16 protein-coding genes, 1 tRNA gene and 1 pseudogene are annotated in these 17,611 nt (G+C 67.7%); 10 read left to right on the forward strand and 8 right to left on the reverse strand.

The annotated features are described in order from the left end of the window. Positions 1–22 precede the first annotated feature (22 nt). From ACIPRI_RS15035 to phnE, 3 genes are read left to right on the forward strand one after another with little or no spacing between them, the layout of a single operon-like run. Positions 23–838 (forward strand): phosphonate ABC transporter ATP-binding protein, encoded by an 816-nt coding sequence (locus ACIPRI_RS15035; protein WP_446622261.1) that lies wholly within the window; start codon positions 23–25, stop codon positions 836–838. Beyond that, the gene (locus ACIPRI_RS15040; protein WP_446622262.1) at positions 835–1,683 is read left to right on the forward strand and encodes a PhnE/PtxC family ABC transporter permease; all 849 of its coding nucleotides are present in this window, start codon (positions 835–837) and stop codon (positions 1,681–1,683) included. Before ACIPRI_RS15035 ends, ACIPRI_RS15040 begins: the two co-directional genes overlap by 4 nt. Further along, a complete protein-coding gene (gene phnE, locus ACIPRI_RS15045; protein ID WP_446622263.1) occupies positions 1,680–2,516 on the forward strand; it encodes a phosphonate ABC transporter, permease protein PhnE in 837 nt (278 codons plus the stop codon). Before ACIPRI_RS15040 ends, phnE begins: the two co-directional genes overlap by 4 nt. A gap of 380 nt (positions 2,517–2,896) precedes the next feature. Here phnE and ACIPRI_RS15050 read toward each other — a convergent pair whose 3' ends face one another. From ACIPRI_RS15050 to ACIPRI_RS15065, 4 genes are read right to left on the reverse strand one after another with little or no spacing between them, the layout of a single operon-like run. Beyond that, positions 2,897–3,925 (reverse strand): TRAP transporter substrate-binding protein, encoded by a 1,029-nt coding sequence (locus ACIPRI_RS15050; protein WP_446622264.1) that lies wholly within the window; start codon positions 3,923–3,925, stop codon positions 2,897–2,899. Positions 3,926–3,968: 43 nt separating this feature from the next. Then, positions 3,969–5,261 carry a TRAP transporter large permease gene (locus ACIPRI_RS15055; RefSeq protein WP_446622453.1) on the reverse strand — a complete coding sequence of 431 codons (1,293 nt, stop codon included), beginning with the start codon at positions 5,259–5,261 and terminating at the stop codon, positions 3,969–3,971. 15 nt (positions 5,262–5,276) lie between these two features. After that, positions 5,277–5,774: a TRAP transporter small permease gene (locus tag ACIPRI_RS15060; RefSeq protein ID WP_446622265.1), complete on the reverse strand. Its 498-nt coding sequence runs from the start codon at positions 5,772–5,774 to the stop codon at positions 5,277–5,279. Continuing rightward, positions 5,771–6,289, reverse strand: coding sequence for a gluconokinase (locus tag ACIPRI_RS15065; RefSeq protein ID WP_446622266.1), 519 nt, complete (start codon positions 6,287–6,289; stop codon positions 5,771–5,773). The genes ACIPRI_RS15060 and ACIPRI_RS15065 overlap by 4 nt, the downstream gene beginning before the upstream one ends. Positions 6,290–6,435: 146 nt before the next feature. Here ACIPRI_RS15065 and ACIPRI_RS15070 point away from each other — a divergent pair, with 146 nt between their 5' ends. Continuing rightward, positions 6,436–7,461: a LacI family DNA-binding transcriptional regulator gene (locus tag ACIPRI_RS15070; RefSeq protein WP_446622267.1), complete on the forward strand. Its 1,026-nt coding sequence runs from the start codon at positions 6,436–6,438 to the stop codon at positions 7,459–7,461. Here the strand turns inward: ACIPRI_RS15070 and ACIPRI_RS15075 are convergent. Together ACIPRI_RS15075 and msbA are read right to left on the reverse strand one after the other, a co-directional pair. Continuing rightward, positions 7,458–8,674, reverse strand: a pseudogene (locus tag ACIPRI_RS15075) (RtcB family protein). The gene ACIPRI_RS15070 and the pseudogene ACIPRI_RS15075 sit on opposite strands and share 4 nt — an antisense overlap. Positions 8,675–8,792: 118 nt before the next feature. Continuing rightward, positions 8,793–10,583: a lipid A export permease/ATP-binding protein MsbA gene (msbA, locus tag ACIPRI_RS15080; protein WP_446622268.1), complete on the reverse strand. Its 1,791-nt coding sequence runs from the start codon at positions 10,581–10,583 to the stop codon at positions 8,793–8,795. 140 nt (positions 10,584–10,723) lie between these two features. On the opposite strand from msbA, the gene tolB reads away from it, so the two are divergent. The 5 genes from tolB to ACIPRI_RS15105 all read left to right on the forward strand — a co-directional run bounded on the left by tolB (position 10,724) and on the right by ACIPRI_RS15105 (position 14,357). Then, positions 10,724–12,043 (forward strand): Tol-Pal system beta propeller repeat protein TolB, encoded by a 1,320-nt coding sequence (gene tolB, locus ACIPRI_RS15085; RefSeq protein WP_446622269.1) that lies wholly within the window; start codon positions 10,724–10,726, stop codon positions 12,041–12,043. Between the two features lie 30 nt (positions 12,044–12,073). Then, positions 12,074–12,589 (forward strand): peptidoglycan-associated lipoprotein Pal, encoded by a 516-nt coding sequence (gene pal / locus ACIPRI_RS15090; RefSeq protein WP_446622270.1) that lies wholly within the window; start codon positions 12,074–12,076, stop codon positions 12,587–12,589. Then, the gene (gene ybgF, locus ACIPRI_RS15095; RefSeq protein WP_446622271.1) at positions 12,586–13,329 is read left to right on the forward strand and encodes a tol-pal system protein YbgF; all 744 of its coding nucleotides are present in this window, start codon (positions 12,586–12,588) and stop codon (positions 13,327–13,329) included. Before pal ends, ybgF begins: the two co-directional genes overlap by 4 nt. Before the next feature lie 62 nt (positions 13,330–13,391). Then, entirely contained in the window at positions 13,392–14,201 is an 810-nt protein-coding gene (locus ACIPRI_RS15100) for a tRNA threonylcarbamoyladenosine dehydratase (RefSeq protein WP_446622454.1), read from the forward strand. A gap of 80 nt (positions 14,202–14,281) precedes the next feature. Further along, positions 14,282–14,357, forward strand: a tRNA-Lys gene (locus ACIPRI_RS15105). Between the two features lie 73 nt (positions 14,358–14,430). On the opposite strand, the gene ACIPRI_RS15110 is transcribed toward ACIPRI_RS15105, so the two are convergent. Further along, on the reverse strand, positions 14,431–15,765 hold the full coding sequence (locus ACIPRI_RS15110; protein WP_446622272.1) for an aminotransferase-like domain-containing protein: 1,335 nt from the start codon (positions 15,763–15,765) through the stop codon (positions 14,431–14,433). Between the two features lie 102 nt (positions 15,766–15,867). Between ACIPRI_RS15110 and ACIPRI_RS15115 the strand changes: the two genes are divergently transcribed. Continuing rightward, positions 15,868–16,470 carry a DJ-1/PfpI family protein gene (locus ACIPRI_RS15115; protein WP_446622273.1) on the forward strand — a complete coding sequence of 201 codons (603 nt, stop codon included), beginning with the start codon at positions 15,868–15,870 and terminating at the stop codon, positions 16,468–16,470. Positions 16,471–16,752: 282 nt separating this feature from the next. Here the strand turns inward: ACIPRI_RS15115 and ACIPRI_RS15120 are convergent, their stop codons facing one another. Continuing rightward, the gene (locus tag ACIPRI_RS15120) at positions 16,753–17,589 is read right to left on the reverse strand and encodes an OmpA family protein (RefSeq protein ID WP_446622274.1); all 837 of its coding nucleotides are present in this window, start codon (positions 17,587–17,589) and stop codon (positions 16,753–16,755) included. Between the last annotated feature and the right edge of the window lie 22 nt (positions 17,590–17,611).

The following is a 17,611-nucleotide window of genomic DNA, read 5'->3' on the forward strand; positions in this document are numbered from 1 at the left end:
ACGGAGGGCAAGGCACAGACCGATGAGGCTGCAGCTCAACCAGGTCGCCGCGCGCCACCCGGCGTCTCGCCCGGGCAGCACGGCCGCCCTGTGCGGCGTGGATCTGCAGGTGGCCGCCGGCGAGCACGTGGCGGTGATCGGTCCTTCCGGCGCAGGCAAGACGACGCTGCTGCAGGTGATGGCCTGCGCGTTGCCGCCGGCGAGCGGCGACTACGCGCTCGGCGACCACCATCCCTGGCGCCTGTCGACCCGTGCGCTGCATCGCCTGCGTGGGCAGCTGTTCCTGGCGCCCCAGGTGCCGCCCCTGCCGCCGCGCCAGCGTGTGGTCACGGCCGTGCTGGCCGGGCGCCTGCCGGCCATGGGCCTCGCGTCCAGCCTGCGTTCGCTGTTCTATCCGAGCGATATCCCGGCCGCCTACGAGGCCTTGTCCCGCTTCGATCTGGACGACAAGCTGTTCGAGCGCGTCGACCGGCTGTCCGGCGGCGAACGCCAGCGCGTGGGCCTGGCGCGGGCGCTGCTCGCGCCGGCGCGCCTGTGGCTGGTGGACGAGCCCCTGTCCTCACTGGACCCGGCGCGGGCCCGCCAGGCCCTTGCCACGCTGGTGGCCTGCGCGCAGGAGCGCGGCATCACGCTCGTCACGAGCCTGCATCAGGTCGACGCGGCGCTGGCCCAGTTCCCGCGCATCGTCGGCCTGCGGGACGGCAAGATCGCCTTCGACCTGCCGACGGCGGACGTGACGCAGGAGCGGCTCGATCGGCTCTACGAGGGCGAGTTGCCGGGTGAGCCCGTGGCCGTCCAGGCGGGCGCGCCGCCTGCGGTGGTCATGCACTGCCGATGAGCGACGTGGCCCGACCGACGCTGGCGCTTGGCCCGCCCACGCGCGATCCGGCGTGGCTGGCCCGCGTCTTCTGGACCAGCGCCGTATTGGTGCTGCTGTGGCCGCTGCTGGTGGCCACCGAATTCAAGCCCTGGCAGCTCTTCGATGCCCGGAGCCGCGAAGTCACCGGGCAGTTCCTGCGCAGCTTTCTGCCGCCGGCGCTGTCGGCGGACTTCCTCGCGCTGGTCGCGCGCGAGACCTGGCGAACCGTGGCCATTGCCACGGCCGGCATGAGCTTCGCGCTGGTCCTCGCCTTGCCGCTGACGCTGCTGTCCACCCGGGTGCTGTCGCTGTCGGCGCTGCGTGGCCGCATGGCGCCGCTGCCCTTCGCGGTGCGGCAGATCGTTCGCTGGCTGCTGGTCGTCCTTCGCAGCGTGCCGGAGCTGGTGTGGGCGCTGGTATTCGTGCGCGTCGTCGGCCTCGGGCCGACCGCGGGGGTGCTCGCCATTGCGCTCACCTACGCCGGCATGCTGGGCAAGGTCTACGGCGAGATTCTCGAAAGCGGCGAGCGGCATGCCGCGGAATCCTTGCTGCGCAATGGCTGCGGGCGGCTGCAGGCCTTTTTCTACGGCTTGCTGCCACAGAACGCAGGCGAGCTGATTTCCTACACGGTGTACCGCTGGGAATGCGCGATCCGTTCCTCCGTGGTGCTCGGCTTCGTGGGTGCCGGCGGCCTGGGGCAACAACTCGACAGCTCGATGAAGATGTTCGCCGGCGGCGAGGTGACGACCATGCTGCTGGTGTTCTTCGGCCTGGTAGCGCTGGCCGACCGCGCCAGCACGTGGCTCCGAAAGGCCCTGGCATGACGACAACCCAGCGCCGCCGGGCCGCCAACCCGCCGTACAAGCTGCCTCCACCGCTCTTCGACGCGCGCTGCAAGGCCTGCTGGTTCGTGGCCGGCCTCATCGTGCTCGTGGTAGCCAGCTTCTGGTCACTGGACCTGCAATGGGCGCAGTTCTTCTCCGTGGAGGCGGCGCGCAGCATGGCGCGATTCGCGGGTGAATTCTTCCCGCCCGACATGCAGCCCGCCTTCGTGCGGCAGGTGCTTGCCGCCACCTGGGAAACGTTGGCGATGTCGGCCCTCGGAACGCTGCTGGCGGCGGTGTTCGGGCTGCTGCTGGCCTTGCCGGCCAGCCGGCTGCATGTCGACGACGCTGCCTGGACGCGTACGCCGACAAGGCTGCTGCTCAACGCGCTGCGCGCCGTGCCGGAGTTGGTCTGGGCCGGCCTGCTGCTGATCGCCGCCGGCCTCGGACCCTTCGCCGGCACGCTGGCGTTGGCGGTTCACACCACGGGCGTTCTGGGGCGGCTATTCGCCGAGGCACTCGAGAACGTTCCCGCCGGCCCCGGCGCGGCGCTGCGGGCACAAGGGGCGCGCGACGCCCAGGTGTTCCTGTACGCCACGTTGCCGCAAGTCCTGCCGCAACTGACGAGCTACACCTTGTACCGCTGGGAAAACAACATCCGCGCGGCGGCGGTGTTGGGTGTCGTGGGGGCGGGCGGCCTGGGGCAGCTCCTGTACTTCCACATGGGGCTGTTCCACATGGGAAAGACCGCCACGATATTGATCGCGATGCTGCTGCTTGTGGGTCTGGTCGATGCGTTCAGCTACGGGCTGCGGCGCTTGCTGACGCGCTGAGATTTGGGGTGTGCACGGCAGGTGTTTGCCGCGGCGGAAGCGCTGCGGTTGAACAACCCGGGAGAAGCGTCGATCACGCGCCCGGCGTCTGGCAAAGGCCTGTGTGCCCCTGCGCCGGCGCGCCTCTCGGGCGCCGAGCAGCGCAGTGGAGCCGGCCCGCACGCGTGCCGAAGGACACGCGTGCTTCAACATCTAGCTTGCGGCAGCTGTTTGAGCAGAGTGAACGAAGTGAACGTCGCGAGTTCTGCCGCAGGGCCGGGTTCGCGAGCAGCGCAGGGGAGTCGGCGCTTCAGCGCCGACCGCCCGAGCGAAGCGCCGGCGCAGGGGCACACAGGCCTTTGCCGCCCCCTAACGCTTCAAAGCAAGCCAAGCAAAAGCGCTTACTGCTTGCGCAGCGTCGAAAGCGCCCCTTGCGTTTCCTTCCACAGATCGCTGCCGACATTCGCCGCGATGCCTTCGTTCACCTGCGCCAACTTGCCGCGCATCTTCGCCACTTCGGCAACCGGCACTTCGTTGACCTGCATGCCCTTGGCCTTCAGGTCGGCCAGTGCCTTGGCGCCTTCTTCGCGCGTGTCCTTGCGTTCGAATTCGCGCGAGGCGCGGGCAGCCTCGAGCAGGACCTTCTGCTCGTCCTTCGACAAGCCGTCCCACCACTTCTTGCTGGCCAGCACGATCCACGGGCTGTAGACGTGGTTGGTGACGCTGACGTACTTCTGCACCTCGTAGAACTTGCTCGACAGGATCGTGTTGTAGGGGTTCTCCTGGCCGTCGACGGTGTGGGTCTCGAGCGCGCTGAACAGCTCGGAGAAGGGCAGGGGCACGGCGTTGGCGCCCAAGAGCTTGAAGCTCTCGAGATACACGTTGTTCTGCATCACGCGCAGCTTGATGCCGTCCAGATCTTCGGCCTTGGCGATCGGGCGCTTGCTGTTGGTCAGGTTGCGAAAGCCGTTTTCCCAGTAGACCAGGCCCACCAGGCCCTTCTCCTGCAGCTTGTCCATCACCTTCTGGCCGACCGGGCCGTCGAGCACGGCGTCGGCTTCCTTGGCGTTGTTGAACAGGAAAGGCGTGTCCCACAGCGCCATTTCCTTGGTGATGCCCACCAGCGTGGCGGTGGAGCCGACCATCATCTCCTGGGCGCCGCCGATCAGCGCCTGCTGCATCTGCGTGTCGGGGCCGAGGGCGGCGGCGCCGATGGCGCGCACCTTCATCTTGTTGCCCGAGGCCTTCTGCACCTGCTCGGCGAAGAGCTTGGCGGCGCGGCCCTGGTTGCTGTTCTCGTTGAGGCCGTAGCCGAAGCGGATCAGGCGCGGCTTGATGTCCTGCGCCTGCGCCTGCGCCTGCGCGGCGAGCGGGGCGGCGAAGGCCAGGGCCGCGGCGGCGGCGACGAGGGTGCGACGTGCGATCGACATGAAGTGTCTCCTTATTGACGGACTTGAAACGAACGAAGGAAGCTCAGCGCATCCACACCAGCGGCGCGGTGACCAGCTGCGGGAAGAGCACGAACAGGAACAGGATCAGCGTGTAAGTGAGCAGGAAGGGGTTGACCCCGCGGATCACGTCGACCAGCGGCATGCGCCCCACGCCCGCCACTACGTTGAGCACGGTGCCCACCGGCGGCGTGATCAGGCCGATGGCGCCGTTGAGCACGAACATCAGTCCGAAGTACACCGGGTCGATGCCGGCCTTGACCGCGATCGGCAGCATCACCGGCGCAAAGATCAGGATGGTGGGTGTGAGGTCCAGCGCCGTGCCGACCAGCACCAGCACCAGCATCATCACCAGCATCAAGAGGCGCGGCTGCTCGACCAGCGGGCCGAGCCAGCCGGTCAGCACGCCGGGCAGGTCGGCCAGCGTGATCATGTAGCTGGCGACCTGGGCGCCGGCGCACAGGAACATCACGATGGCGGTGGTCTTGGCGGCACGCACCAGCACGCCTTCGAGTTCGGCGAGCTTCATCTCGCGGTGGATGAAGAGAGACACCACCAGCGCGTAGATGGCCGCGACCACGGCGGCTTCGGTGGGCGTGAACACGCCGCTCTTCATGCCGCCGATGATGATCAGCGGCATCAATAGCGCCCAGAAGGCACGCCCCGTGGCGCGCAGCCGCGCGCCCAGCGGCAACGGCTGGCCCGCGGGCAGGTCGATGCTGCGCAGGGTCAGGCGCCAGGCAATGATGAGGCCCACGCCCATGAACAGGCCCGGCACGATGCCAGACAGGAACAGCGCCGAGATCGAGGTGTTGGTGGTGACGCCGTAGATCACGAAGGGCATCGACGGCGGGATGATCGGCGCGATGATGCCGCCCGAGGCCAGCAGCCCGGCCGACGTGCGCAGCGGGTAGCCCTGCTGGCGCATCATGGGCAGCAGGATGGTCGCCAGCGCGGCCGTGTCGGCCAGCGCCGAGCCGCTCATGCTGGCCATCAGCACCGCGGCGCCGATCGCCACGTAGCCCAGTCCGCCGCGGATGTGGCCGACCCAGGCCTGGGCCATGTCGATGATGCGGCGGCTGATGCCACCGGCGTTCATCAGTTCGCCGGCCAGCACGAAGAAGGGCACCGCCAGCAGCGCGAAGCTGTCGACGCCGGCCACCAGGTTCTGCGCCAGCAGTTGCGTGTCCCAGAAATCCAGCACCCAGGCCATGCCGGCGCCGGTGAGCACCAGCGCCAGGCCCATGTTCATGCCCACGCCCATGAGGGCCAGCATGCCGGCGCAAAAGACCAGGAAGGCGAGGGCTTCGCTGCTCATCATCTTTGTTCTCCCTTACTCGACTTCGGCCGTGTGGCCCAGCTGCAGCGGGGTGCCGCGCAGCAGCTCGGCCAGCGCCATCAAAGCAATCGCGCCGCAGGACAGCAGCGCCGGCAGCGGCAGCAGCGCGGTCGGGTAGGCGAGCACGACGGAGTGGCTGTCCATGCCGACGACCACCTGCTGCCAGGCGCCCCAGGCGACCAGGCTGGCGCCCAGGATCACGAGCAGGCGGATCAGCACGGTGGCGGCGCGCAGCGCCAACGGGCGCTGCCGCAGCATGGCGACCAGGCCGGTGAAGGCCATGTGCTCGCCGGTCGGGTAGGCCGCCGCCGCACCGATGAAGACCATCCAGACGAACAGAAGGCGCGACAGCTCCTCGCTGGCGGCGATGCCGCTGCCGAAGCCGTAGCGCAGCACGACATTGATGAAAACCGCAAGCGCCATCACGGCCAGGCAGGCCGCCATCAGCAAGTGGACGGGCCGCTGCCAGCGGCCGGAACTCGGGGTGCTCATGGTTGGGTCTCCTTCGCTTGTTCTTCTGCTTGGATCCAGCGGACGAGCTGGCTGCCCAGCTGCGCCAGCGAATCGGTGGCGTCCAGCGCCAGTACGCCGGGTTCGCCGCTGGGGTCCTCGAGCGCCGCGAACTGGCTGCTCACCAGCGCGGGCGAGAAGAAGTGCGAGGCACGCGCCGCCACGCGCTGCAAGGCGACATCGGGCGCGATGCGCAGGAAGGCGAAACGCAGGCCCGGGGCCGCGCCGCGCAGCTGATCGCGGTACGCTGCCTTCAGCGCCGAGCAGGTCAGCACGACCGGGTGCGGCGTGGTGCGCAGTGCCTCGGCCAGGGTCGTCAACCAAGCAGCGCGGTCCTGGTCGGTGAGGGCGATGCCGCGGCGCATGCGCTCGCGATTGGCATCGCTGTGGAACTCATCGCCTTCGATCAGGGGCCAGCCCAGGGCCGCGGCCACCTGCTGCGCGATGCTCGACTTGCCGCAACCGGCGACGCCCATGACAACCAGAGAAGAGTACATGCTGGATAGCGCTATCCGAAACAGTCAAAAAAAAGCGCACACCAGCGTGCACGTTCGTGGAAGAATCGTATCAGATGCCGACTCATTGTCGGATAGCGCTATCCTAGCGAATGCGAGCACCTGCGCACTAAGGGCTAACCCGAGTCATGAACCCAAACCCATCGCGCCGCCGCACATCGGGGCGCGTCACCCTTGCCGACGTGGCCCAGGCGGCCGGCGTCAGCCCCATCACCGTGTCGCGCGCGCTGCGCGGCGAGCGCGCGGTTGCGCCGGAACTGGTGGAGCGGGTGATGTCGGCGGTGCGAAAGCTCGGCTATGTGCCCGATCCGGCGGCGCGTGCGCTGGCCTCGCGCACCAGCACGCATGTGGCGGTGCTGATCCCGCTTTTGTCGAACGCATTGTTCGTGGATCTTGTCGAAGCGGTGCAGGACGTGCTGCGGCCGGCCGGCTACCAGCCCCTGATCGGCATCACGCACTACCGCGACAGCGAAGAGGAGCAGCTGCTGCGCGAGCAGTTGCCGCACCGCCCGGCCGGCTTGATCGTCACCGGCCTGGGCCAGAGTCCGGCCACCCGCACGCTGATCGAATCCAGCGGCATCCCATGCGTGCATGTGATGGAAGCCACCCGTGAGCCCGGCATTCACGCGGTGGGCTTCTCGCAGGCCGATGCGGCCGCCGCGCTGACGCGCCACTTGATCGAGCGCGGCCACCGCCGCATCGCCTTTGCCGGGGCGCAGCTCGATCCGCGCACCATCAGCCGGCTGGAGGGCTGGCGCCAGGAGATGACGCGCAGCGGCTTGTACGCGCCTGCGCTCGAGTGGCTCAACCCGTCGCCTTCGTCGCTGGCACTGGGCGCGGCCATGTTCGAGCAGATCGCCAGCGTCTCCCCGACCATCGACGCCATCTTCTTCAACAACGACGATCTGGCCCAGGGCGCGCTGCTGGCCGGGCTGCGGCTGGGCATCCCTGTGCCGCAGCGCTTGGCGGTGGTGGGTTTCAACGACCTGACCGGCAGCGACCAGATGGTGCCGCCGCTGACCACCGTGCGCACGCCGCGGCGCGAGATCGGCGACGCCGCGGCGCGCATGCTCTTGACCTTGATGCGCGGCGGCAAGCCGGAGCAGCAACACGTGGACCTGGGCTTCGAGCTGGTCCTGCGCGGCAGCGCCTAGCCTTTTACGCACACCACCTGCTTGAGGGTGTGCACCACCTCCACCAGGTCGCGCTGCGCGTCCATCACGGCGTCGATGTCCTTGTAGGCCGCCGGCGTCTCGTCGATCACGTTCTTGTCCTTGCGGCACTCGACGCCTTCGGTGGCGGTGCGGTGATCGGCCAGGGTGAAGCGGCGCTTGGCTTCGGTGCGGCTCATCACGCGACCGGCGCCGTGGCTGCAGCTTTCGAAGGATTCCGGGTTGCCCTTGCCGCGCACGATGTAGCTGCGCGCGCCCATGCTGCCCGGAATGATGCCCAGCTGCCCCGCCTTGGCGCTCACCGCGCCCTTGCGCGTGACGTAGACATCCTCACCGAAGTGGTGCTCCTTCTGCACGTAGTTGTGGTGGCAGTTCACCGCCTCGATGTGGCTCTGGAAGTTCTTGCGGACGACCGTCTTCGCGGCCTCGATCACGCGCTTCATCATCAGCTCGCGGTTGATGGCGGCGAACTTCTGCGCCCAGCCCACGGCGCGCACATAGTCGCCGAAGTAGCGGCTGCCTTCCTCGAAGTAGGCCAGGTCGCGGTCCGGCAGATTGGCCTGGTGGCGCATCGCATCCTGCTTGGCCAGCTCGATGAACATCGTGCCGATGAAGTTGCCCACGCCGCGCGAGCCCGAATGCAGCATGAACCAGACGAAGCCCGCCTCGTCCAGGCACACCTCGATGAAGTGGTTGCCGGTGCCCAGCGTGCCCAGGTGCTGGATGTTGTTGGTCTTGGCGAGTTTGGGGTAGTCGCGGCACAGCTCGGTGAAATCGGGCTCGAGTTGCGCCCAGGCGGTGTTGACCGACCCCGGCGCTTTTTGCCAAGCGCTGGATCGCAGCTGCCCGGCGCGCGGCCATGCGGCACCGCGCGTTCGATGGCTGCGCGCAGCGGGCCCAGGTTGTCCGGCAGGTCCTCGGCCGTCAGCGTCGTCTTGCAGGCGATCATTCCGCAGCCGATGTCCACGCCCACCGCGGCCGGGATGATGGCCTTGATGGTCGGGATCACCGAGCCGACGGTGGCGCCGATGCCGAAGTGCACGTCGGGCATCGCGGCGACATGCCTGAAAACGATGGGCAGGCGCGCCGCGTTCATGAGCTGGCGCTTCGCCTCGTCTTCCACCGGCACGCCGCGCGTCCACATCTTGATGGGCACGCCGCCGGGGACGTCTTGACGGATGTAGGGGTCCGCCATGGGGTGCTCCTTGATTCTCAGCCTCTCAGCCGAGGGCCTGCGCCCAGGCCCTCAGGATACGCACGGCTTCGTCCGCTGACCTCATTATCGGCCCCCCCGCGTCCTAGCGCGTCGCGTCCTAGAGCACCGCTTCCTGCCCCGGCTGCGCCGTACGCATGGCCAGCGTCTGCAGCCGGGCGTACAGGCCGTCCAGCGCCATCAGTTGGGCATGGTTGCCTTGCTCGGCGATGTGGCCGTGGTCCATCACCACGATGCGGTCGGCATGCTGGATGGTCGACAGGCGGTGCGCCACGATCAAGGTGGTGCGGCCCTGCATCAGGCGGTGCAGGGCTTCCTGCACCTGGCGCTCGGATTCGGTGTCCAGTGCCGAGGTGGCTTCGTCCAGCAGCAGGATCGGCGCGTCCTTGTACAGGGCGCGCGCAATGGCCAGGCGCTGGCGTTGCCCGCCAGACAGCTGCGTGGCGTTGTGGCCGAGCACGGTGTCGATGCCTTGCGGCAGGCCCTGCACGTGGGCTGCCAGGTTGGCTGCTTGCACGCACTGCTCGACGCGGGCGCGGTCGATCTCGCCGCCCAGCGCCACGTTGGCCGCCAAGGTGTCGTTGAGCATCACCACGTCCTGGCTGACCATGGCGAACTGGGCGCGCAGGCTGGTGAGTTTCCAGTCGGCGATGTCGTGGCCGTCCAGCAGCACCTGGCCGCTGCTGGGCAGCACGAAGCGCGGCAGCAGGTTGATGAGGGTGGTCTTGCCCGAGCCCGAGGGGCCGACCAGCGCCACCACCTCGCCCGGCGCAATCAGCAGGTTGACGCCGTCCAGCGCCCGCGCCTCGTCCTCGCCGCGGTAATTGACGCGCGCGCTGCGCAGCTCGATGCGGCCCTGGGCGCGCGGCGTCTCGTGGGCGCCTTGCTGCTCGGGCGGTACCACGTCGACCATCTGCAGGCCGCGCTCCAGCGCCGCCAGCCCGCGCGTGATCGGGTTGGCCATGTCGGACAGCCGGCGGATCGGCGCGATCAGCATCGCCATGGCCGCGATGTAAGCAACGAAGCCGCCCACCGTCAGGCCCTGGCCGCCGCTTTGCCACAGCGCGATCATCACCACCACCGACAGCGCGATCGAGGCCAGCAGCTGCGTGATGGGCGTCATCGCGGCCGAGGCAATGGTCGACTTGACGGCCAGGCGCGTGAGCAGGTGGCTCAGCTTTTCGAAGCGCGCCTGCTGCGCCGTCTCGGCGCCGTGCAGGCGCACCATGCGGTGGGCCAGCACGTTTTCTTCCACCACGTAGGCCAGCTCGTCCGTCGTCTTCTGGCCGAGCTGCGTGAGGTGGTACAGGCGCTTGGAAAACACCTTCATGACCCAGGCCACGCCGGGCACCATCAGCCCGACCACCAGGGTCAGCTTCCAGTTCAGGTAGATCAGATAGCAAAGCAGCGCGATCAGCGTGAAGCCGTCGCGCGACAGGCCCAGCAGCGCCTGCACCAGCAGCATGGAGCCGGTCTGGATCTCGTACACGACGGTGTTCGACAGCGAACTGGCCGACTGGCGCGAGAACATCGCCAGTTCGGCGTCCATCACGCGGGCGAACAGCACGCGGCGCAGCCTGTGCATGCCTTCGTTGGCGATGCGCGCCAGCGCATACTGCGAGACGAACTGCGACATGCCGCGCACCGCAAACAGCGAAATGGCCGCGGCCGGCACCATCCACAGCTCCAGGCCGCCGGAGAAGCCGTGGTCCAGCAGCGGCTTGACCAGCGCCGGCATCAAGGGTTCGGTCAGGGCCGCGATCAGCGCGGCGATCACCCCCACGGTCCACCAGCGGCGCGAGCTGCCGAACCAGGTCATCAGTCGGGCGAGTCGGCGGGGGAGGGTGAGGGGCGGGCGCGCGACGGCGTCGGCGGCGGGGGAAGTCTGCATGGCGGCGGATTCTACGGGGCGCTGCTGTAGGACCTGGCCGCCACATACACGTTTTGTGACGTGTCCTTTGATGCAATGTGTACCATTGAGGCCCTGTTCTCTGCGGTGAAACTTTCTCGCCGCAAACCCCTCCGAACTGCATGATCAAGCCGTTGAACGCAACTAACGCAACTCCTTCTTCATCGTTCTCCACCCGCCGCCGCACACTTGTCGCGGCTCTCGCAAGCTCCCCCGTCGTTCCGGCACTGGCCCAGTTCAGGGTCGAGGTGTCTGGCGTGGGACTGACGCAGTTGCCGATCGCCCTGGTGCCATTCCGCGGCCAGGACGCCTCGCCGCAGAAGATCTCGGCGATCGTGCAGGCCGACCTGGAACGCAGCGGGCAATTCCGCGGCGTCGATGCGTCCGGGCAGGACCTGGACGAGACCTCGCGCCCCGACCTCAATCTGTGGCGACAGCGCACGGCCGATTCGCTGGTGGTGGGCAGCGTCTCGCGGCTGGCTGACGGGCGCTACACCGTGCAGTTCCGCTTGTGGGACGTGGTCAAGGGCCAGGACCTCGGCGGCCAGAGCTACACCGTGCCGCAGGCCGATTTGCGCCTGGCCTCGCACCGCATCGCCGACTTCGTCTACGAGAAGCTGACCGGCGAACGCGGCATCTTCTCCACCCGAATCGTCTACGTGACCAAGGCTGGCCCGCGCTATGCGCTGTGGGTGGCCGACGCTGACGGCGAGAACGCGCAGGCGGCGCTGAACAGCCCCGAGCCGATCATTTCGCCGACCTGGTCCTCCAGCGGCACGCAGCTGGCCTATGTGTCCTTCGAATCGCGCAAGCCCGTGGTCTACGTGCACAGCGTGTCCAGCGGGCAGCGCCGGCTGGTGGCCAACTTCAAGGGCAACAACAGCGCGCCGGCCTGGGCGCCGGACGGCAACACGCTGGCCGTGACGCTCAGCCGCGACGGTGGCTCGCAGCTCTACACCATTCCGGCCGCGGGCGGTGAGCCGCGCCGGCTGACGCAAAGCGCCAGCATCGACACCGAGCCGAGCTTTTCGGCCGACGGCCGCACCATCTACTTCGTGAGCGACCGCGGTGGCGCACCGCAGGTCTACAAGATGGGCTCCAGCGGCGGCAGCCCGCAGCGCGTCACCTTCACCGGCAACTACAACATCTCTCCCGCTGTCAGCCCCGATGGGCGCTGGCTGGCCTACATCTCGCGTGTGGGCGGTGCCTTCAAGCTGTACGTCATGGACTTGTCCAGCGGCACGGCCAATGCCATTACCGACACCAACGCCGACGAGAATCCAAGCTTTGCGCCCAACAGCAAGTTGATCGTCTATGCAACGCAGCTGCAGGGACGCGAGGCACTCATGACAACAACCCTGGATGGAAAAATCAAGGCACGGCTGGCAGGGCAGGCGGGAGACATCCGCGAACCGGACTGGGGTCCGTTTCAAAAGCAATAACTGAATGAAGATCAACCAGAGGAGTTCGACATGTTGAAACGTACGATTTATTCGCTGGCCATCCTGGCCCTGGTCGCAGGCTGCTCCAGCACCAAGCTGGACGACTCGGCCGCGGCGGGCGCAGGCGCCGGCGGTGCTGGCGCCGGTGGCGCAGCCAGTGGCGTTGCCCCGGTGAGCGTCGATCCGAGCGCGCAGACCGCGGCCGGTCCGGTGGGCGTGGCGCGCCTCGTGTACTTCGACTACGACAGCTACACGATCAAGCCCGAATTCCAGTCGCTGATCGATGGCCATGCGCGCTTTCTCAAGGCCAACACGCAGCGCCGCATCTCGATTGAAGGCCATACCGACGAGCGCGGCGGCCGCGAATACAACCTGGCGCTGGGCCAGAAGCGTTCTGAAGCCGTGCGGCGCGCACTCACCCTTTTGGGCGTGAGCGACAACCAGATCGAAGCGGTCAGCTTCGGCAAGGAAAAGGCGGCGGTGCAGGGCACTGGTGAGGACGTTTGGGCGCAGAACCGCCGCGCCGAAATCGTCTACCGTCGATGAACCCCGGCTTTGCCTGGCGGCGGGTGGCACTCGCCGCCGCCCTGACCAGCGCTGCCGTCGGCAGCGCGCAGGCGGCCTTGTTCGAAGACGACGAGGCGCGCCGCGCCATCCTCGACCTGCGCCAGCGCGTGGAGACCATGCGCGAGCGCTCGACCGAAGAGAACGCGCAACTGCGCCGCAGCATGCTCGAGCTGCAAAACCAGATCGAAGCCATGCGCGGCGAGCTGCAGCGCATGACCGGCCGCAACGAAGAGCTCAACAAGACCGTCACCGACCTGCAGACACGGCAGAAGGAAGTCGACGAGCGCATGAAGAAGAACGAGCCGGCCAAGGTCAACCTGGACGGCCGCGAGTTCAGCGCCGACCCGAAGGAAAAAGCCGACTTCGACGCCGCCCTGGGCATCTTCCGCGCCGGCCAGTTTGCCCAGGCGCAGACCGCCTTTGCCGACTTCGTGAAGCGCTATCCGCAAAGCGGCTACAACCCCTCGGCCCTGTTCTGGCTGGGCAACGCGCAGTACGCCACGCGCAACTACAACGAGGCCATCGCCAACTTCCGCTCCATGCTGTCGCTGGCGCCGGACCATGCGAAGGCGCCCGAGGCGGTGCTGTCGATCGCCAATTGCCAGATCGAGCTGAAGGACGTGAAGGGCGCGCGCCGCACCCTGGAAGACCTGACCAAGGCCTATCCGCAGTCCGAAGCCGCGCAGGCCGGCCGGGAACGACTGGCGCGCCTCAAGTAATCGGGTAATCGCCAACCGGGAACCGGGCTTTGGCCGTGCTGACAACCACCGCAGCTGCTGCAATGCATGTCGCGCCGCATCCTCTGCCGGCCACGCCGGCGGCGGCCGATGTGGCACGGCGCTTCTCCGGCCTCGAGCGCCTGTATGGCGTCGAGGGCGCGGCGCGGGTGCGTGCCGCCCACATGCTGGTGGTAGGCATCGGCGGCGTCGGCTCCTGGACGGCCGAAGCGCTGGCGCGCAGCGGCGTCGGGCGCCTGACCCTGATCGACCTGGACCATGTGGCCGAGTCGAACATCAACCGGCAGATCCACGCGCTCGAATCCACCATCGGCCAGGCCAAGGTGCTGGCGATGCAAGAGCGCATTGCGCAGATCAACCCCGAATGCCGGGTGCTGGCGATCGACGAATTCGTCGAGCCGGGCAATTGGCTGCAACTGCTCGAGACGGCGCGCCAGTCCGCCGGCGACGTCAGCGTCGTGATCGACTGCTGCGACCAGCTCAAGGCCAAATTGGCGCTCGCCCAATGGGCGCGCGAGACGCGATCGCGCTTCATCACCGTGGGCGCGGCCGGCGGCAAGCGCCAGGCACACAAGGTCGACATCGACGACCTGGCGCAGGTCACACACGACCCGCTGCTGGCGCAGCTGCGCCAACGGCTGCGCAAGATGCATGGCGCCCCGCGCGAAGGCAAGAAGATCGGCGTGGCCTGCGTGTTCAGCCGCGAGAGCGTGGCGCCGCCCGATGCATCGTGCGCCATCGAAGATGCCGACGGCTCACTCAACTGCCATGGCTACGGCTCGGTGGTGGCGGTCACCGCCACCTTCGGCCAGTGCGCTGCCGGCTGGGCGGTCGATGAAATTGCGCGCGGCTAGCGCGCTATAATCATTGGCTTTGCTGGATTCAATGGCCGGCAAAGTTTCAAGAAGAAGAAAAGCCAAAGAACAAGAAGAATGGGACGTTAGCTCAGTTGGTAGAGCAGCGGACTTTTAATCCGTTGGTCACTGGTTCGAATCCAGTACGTCCTACCAGATACCCCGCAAGGGATAAAGAAGGCCTGCTATCAATAGATGGCAGGCTTTTTTGTTGTCGGACCTGCATTCATCAATACGCTTGATCGTCGATCACGCGCCTGACCTTCTCCAGCGCGTTCCGAAGCGCGTCCAGTTCGACGGATCCCAGGGCCAATCGCAGCGCGTGCGGCACATGGGCGTTGGTTGCAAAGGGTTCAGCTGTCGACACTGAAATGCCTTCCGTCTTGAGTGCCATCGCAACCTTGTCTGCACGGACCTCTTCTGGCAAGGGAAGCCAAGTGAAATAGGAGGCCGGGTGGCGGACGGTTCGAAGTCCGGTGAGCACTTCAGCCGCGATCGATTGCCGAGTCATCGCGTCCTGGCGCATTTGCGCTTCGAGGCGCGCGACCGTGCCGTCGTCCAGCCAGGCGCAGGCGATCGCCGTCATCACGGCGGGCGTGTTCCAGGTGGTCGCCCGGATCGCGCGTTCGATCTTCGGCATCCAGGCCGTTGGCGCCGCGACGAAGCCGACGCGCAGCCCGGTCGCCACGCTCTTGGAAAGGCCCGAGACGTAGACGGTCGCCTCCGGCGCCAGCGCTGCCAACGGCTCGGGAGGATCCGGCGCGAGAAAGGCGTAGGCCGCATCCTCGATGATGAGCAAGCCGTGCCGACGCGCAATCGCCACCAGCTGCCGCCGCCGACTCGCGGCCATCACCCAACCCAGCGGGTTGTGCAGCGTCGGCATGGTGTACACGGCACGCACGCGCCGGCGCTTGCACAGCGCCTCCAGCGCATCCAGGTCCGGCCCCTGGCCAGCCGCCGGCATCGCTGCCAGTTCCAGGCGACACGTCTCGGCGAGGATCTTGAATCCCGGATAGGTCAGGGCATCGACGGCCACCACATCGCCCGGATTGAGAAGCGCCATGACGGTCGTCGCCAGCCCATGCTGCGCGCCACTCACGATGGCCACCTGCTCGGCCCGCACCTTCAGGCCCCGGCTCGCGAGGTGCCGTGCCGCGGTCGCGCGCTCGTGCGGGCGTCCGCCGTGCGGTTGGTAGCGCAAAAGAGCGTCCAGGTCGCCGGATGCGGCCAGCTGGCGCAGCGCGGAGCGAAGCAAGGGCGCCTGGCCGGGAAGCGATGGGTAGTTGAAGTTCAGATCCACCATGCCCGCCGCGGCGAGCTGCGGATCGACGCCCAGGCTTCGCGGCAACAAGGCTTCCCGCACGAAGGTGCCGCGGCCGGTTTCGCCGCTGACCAGGCCCATGGCCTCGAGCTCTGAATAGACCCGCGTCGCCGTGACGAGCGCCAGGCCTTCCTTGGCGGCAAGCGCCCGGTGCGTGGGCAGGCGGGTGCCGGGCGCCAGGCGGCCCTCTCGAATCTGGGCAGCCAGCGTGTCGACCACTGTCTTGTATCGGGCATGGGCCATGGGTGAACGTCCTCGGCAATGTATCCATGACAATTATTTGATTGTATGGAGTTGGTTGCCTACGATGCCCTTCACCGCGGCTTATCTGATAGGGACATCACCATGCACATCGCCATCCTCACCTTCGAAGGCTTCAATGAGCTCGACTCGCTGATCGCGCTCGGCATCCTCAACCGCGTCAAGAAGCCGGGCTGGCGCGTCTCGATCGCCAGCCCCGCCGCGCGCGTCCGGTCGATGAACGGCGTGGTGCTCGAGGCCCAGGCCGACCTGCGCGAGGCCAGTGCCGCCGATGCGGTCATCGTCGGCAGCGGCAGGCTGACGCGGGAGGTTGTCGCCGACGCGGCCCTGATGGCGCAGCTGCAGCTGCTCGACCCGTCCAGGCAATTGCTGGGCGCGCAGTGCTCCGGCACGCTGGTGCTTGCCAAGCTGGGGCTGCTCGACGACGTGCCCGCCTGCACGGACCTGACCACCAAGCCCTGGGTGGAGGAAGCCGGCGTCGATGTACTGAACCAGCCCTTCGTCGCCAAGGGCAATGTCGCCACCGCGGGCGGCTGCCTCGCGTCACAGTACCTGGCCGCGTGGGTGATTGCGCGCCTGGAGGGCATCGAGGCGGCAAAGGACGCGATGCACTACGTCGCGCCAGTGGGGGAGAAGGACGACTACGTCGCGCGTGCAATGCGAAACATCACGCCATTTCTGGCCTAGGAGCCTGCGCGGCAGAGAGCGGGGCCCGCGTTGGGCCTGCAAGGGGGTGCAGGCTAGGCGCAACGCGCAGCCGGGTTGCACACCCGGCGAGCAGTTGCAACGACGCATGCGCCCCCTCGCAGGCCCAACCCTTCGGGCCGGTGCGATTCGCGGCGCCATCCGTTGTTGCCGGCTCGTTGTGTGGCCAGCCACACGGCCTCGCCGACGCCTAGGCTGGCGCCGCGAATTGCACCGGCGCGGGCCCCGCTCTCTGCCGCGCAGGCTCCTAGCCGACCCGGAAATTCAGCGCTCCGCGTACACCTCGATCTCGACGCGCCGGTTCGGTGCCAGGCAGGCGATGAGTTCTGCGCGCTGCTTCTGCTCGCATTGCACCTTGGGCTCGGTCTCGCCCTTGCCCTGCACCTGCATGCCCCGCGCCGGCGCGCCGGCTTGCACCAGATGGTCGCGCACGGTGGTGGCCCGCGCGAGCGACAGCCGTTCGTTGAAGGATGCCGAGCCCAGGCGGTCGGTGTGGCCGCTGATGCGCACGCCGTTGGTATCGCGCGCGCCGCGCAGGCTGGCAGCCAGCGCATCGAGTGCCTGTTTACCCTGCGGCAACAGGTCGGCCGGCCCCGAGCGGCCGAAAGCGAAGAGGGCGTCGGCAGACAGCTCGATCCGCTGCGGCGCCGCTGCCTTGTCGGCCATGCGCGGGGCGGGCGGCGAAGCCGCCTTCAACAGCTCGGCGCAATCCGCCGGCAGCCAGTGGAAGCTCTGCGCCCGCAGCGCCGTGTCGTAGATCACCTTGTACTGGCAAGTCTTCACGCCGCCGCCAGGGATGCGGAAGTTGAAGATGTAGTCCCACTCGCGAACCTCGAACAGGCCTTCGCGGAAATGAGGCCGGCCTACGAGGTCGTAGAGCTGGTCCTTGGTGACGCCGGGCGCGATGCGGCGCAGGTTGTCTAGGTTCGGGAAGGTGCCTTCCTTCAGCCAGGCATCCTTGCCGATGTCAGGGAAGACAACTTCGCCTGCGCGGCCGTCGTCCGAGATGTTCTTGCTGACCGTGGATGTACCGCAGCCTGCCAGCGACAACAGTGTCGCGATCGCCAGCGCAGCGCCGAACGCCTTGATTTGCTTGTTCATGAATAGCCTTGAAATGGGTTGC

The organism is Variovorax sp. LARHSF232, assembly GCF_052871435.1.

Excerpts from the sequence above, each read along its gene's own strand:
- ACIPRI_RS15035 (WP_446622261.1), top strand. The coding sequence starts at position 23 with ATGAGGCTGCAGCTCAACCAGGTCGCCGCGCGCCACCCGGCGTCTCGC.
- ACIPRI_RS15040 (WP_446622262.1), top strand. The coding sequence starts at position 835 with ATGAGCGACGTGGCCCGACCGACGCTGGCGCTTGGCCCGCCCACGCGC.
- phnE (WP_446622263.1), top strand. The coding sequence starts at position 1,680 with ATGACGACAACCCAGCGCCGCCGGGCCGCCAACCCGCCGTACAAGCTG.
- ACIPRI_RS15050 (WP_446622264.1), bottom strand. The coding sequence starts at position 3,925 with ATGTCGATCGCACGTCGCACCCTCGTCGCCGCCGCCGCGGCCCTGGCC.
- ACIPRI_RS15055 (WP_446622453.1), bottom strand. The coding sequence starts at position 5,261 with ATGAGCAGCGAAGCCCTCGCCTTCCTGGTCTTTTGCGCCGGCATGCTG.
- ACIPRI_RS15060 (WP_446622265.1), bottom strand. The coding sequence starts at position 5,774 with ATGAGCACCCCGAGTTCCGGCCGCTGGCAGCGGCCCGTCCACTTGCTG.
- ACIPRI_RS15065 (WP_446622266.1), bottom strand. The coding sequence starts at position 6,289 with ATGTACTCTTCTCTGGTTGTCATGGGCGTCGCCGGTTGCGGCAAGTCG.
- ACIPRI_RS15070 (WP_446622267.1), top strand. The coding sequence starts at position 6,436 with ATGAACCCAAACCCATCGCGCCGCCGCACATCGGGGCGCGTCACCCTT.
- msbA (WP_446622268.1), bottom strand. The coding sequence starts at position 10,583 with ATGCAGACTTCCCCCGCCGCCGACGCCGTCGCGCGCCCGCCCCTCACC.
- tolB (WP_446622269.1), top strand. The coding sequence starts at position 10,724 with ATGATCAAGCCGTTGAACGCAACTAACGCAACTCCTTCTTCATCGTTC.
- pal (WP_446622270.1), top strand. The coding sequence starts at position 12,074 with ATGTTGAAACGTACGATTTATTCGCTGGCCATCCTGGCCCTGGTCGCA.
- ybgF (WP_446622271.1), top strand. The coding sequence starts at position 12,586 with ATGAACCCCGGCTTTGCCTGGCGGCGGGTGGCACTCGCCGCCGCCCTG.
- ACIPRI_RS15100 (WP_446622454.1), top strand. The coding sequence starts at position 13,392 with ATGCATGTCGCGCCGCATCCTCTGCCGGCCACGCCGGCGGCGGCCGAT.
- ACIPRI_RS15110 (WP_446622272.1), bottom strand. The coding sequence starts at position 15,765 with ATGGCCCATGCCCGATACAAGACAGTGGTCGACACGCTGGCTGCCCAG.
- ACIPRI_RS15115 (WP_446622273.1), top strand. The coding sequence starts at position 15,868 with ATGCACATCGCCATCCTCACCTTCGAAGGCTTCAATGAGCTCGACTCG.
- ACIPRI_RS15120 (WP_446622274.1), bottom strand. The coding sequence starts at position 17,589 with ATGAACAAGCAAATCAAGGCGTTCGGCGCTGCGCTGGCGATCGCGACA.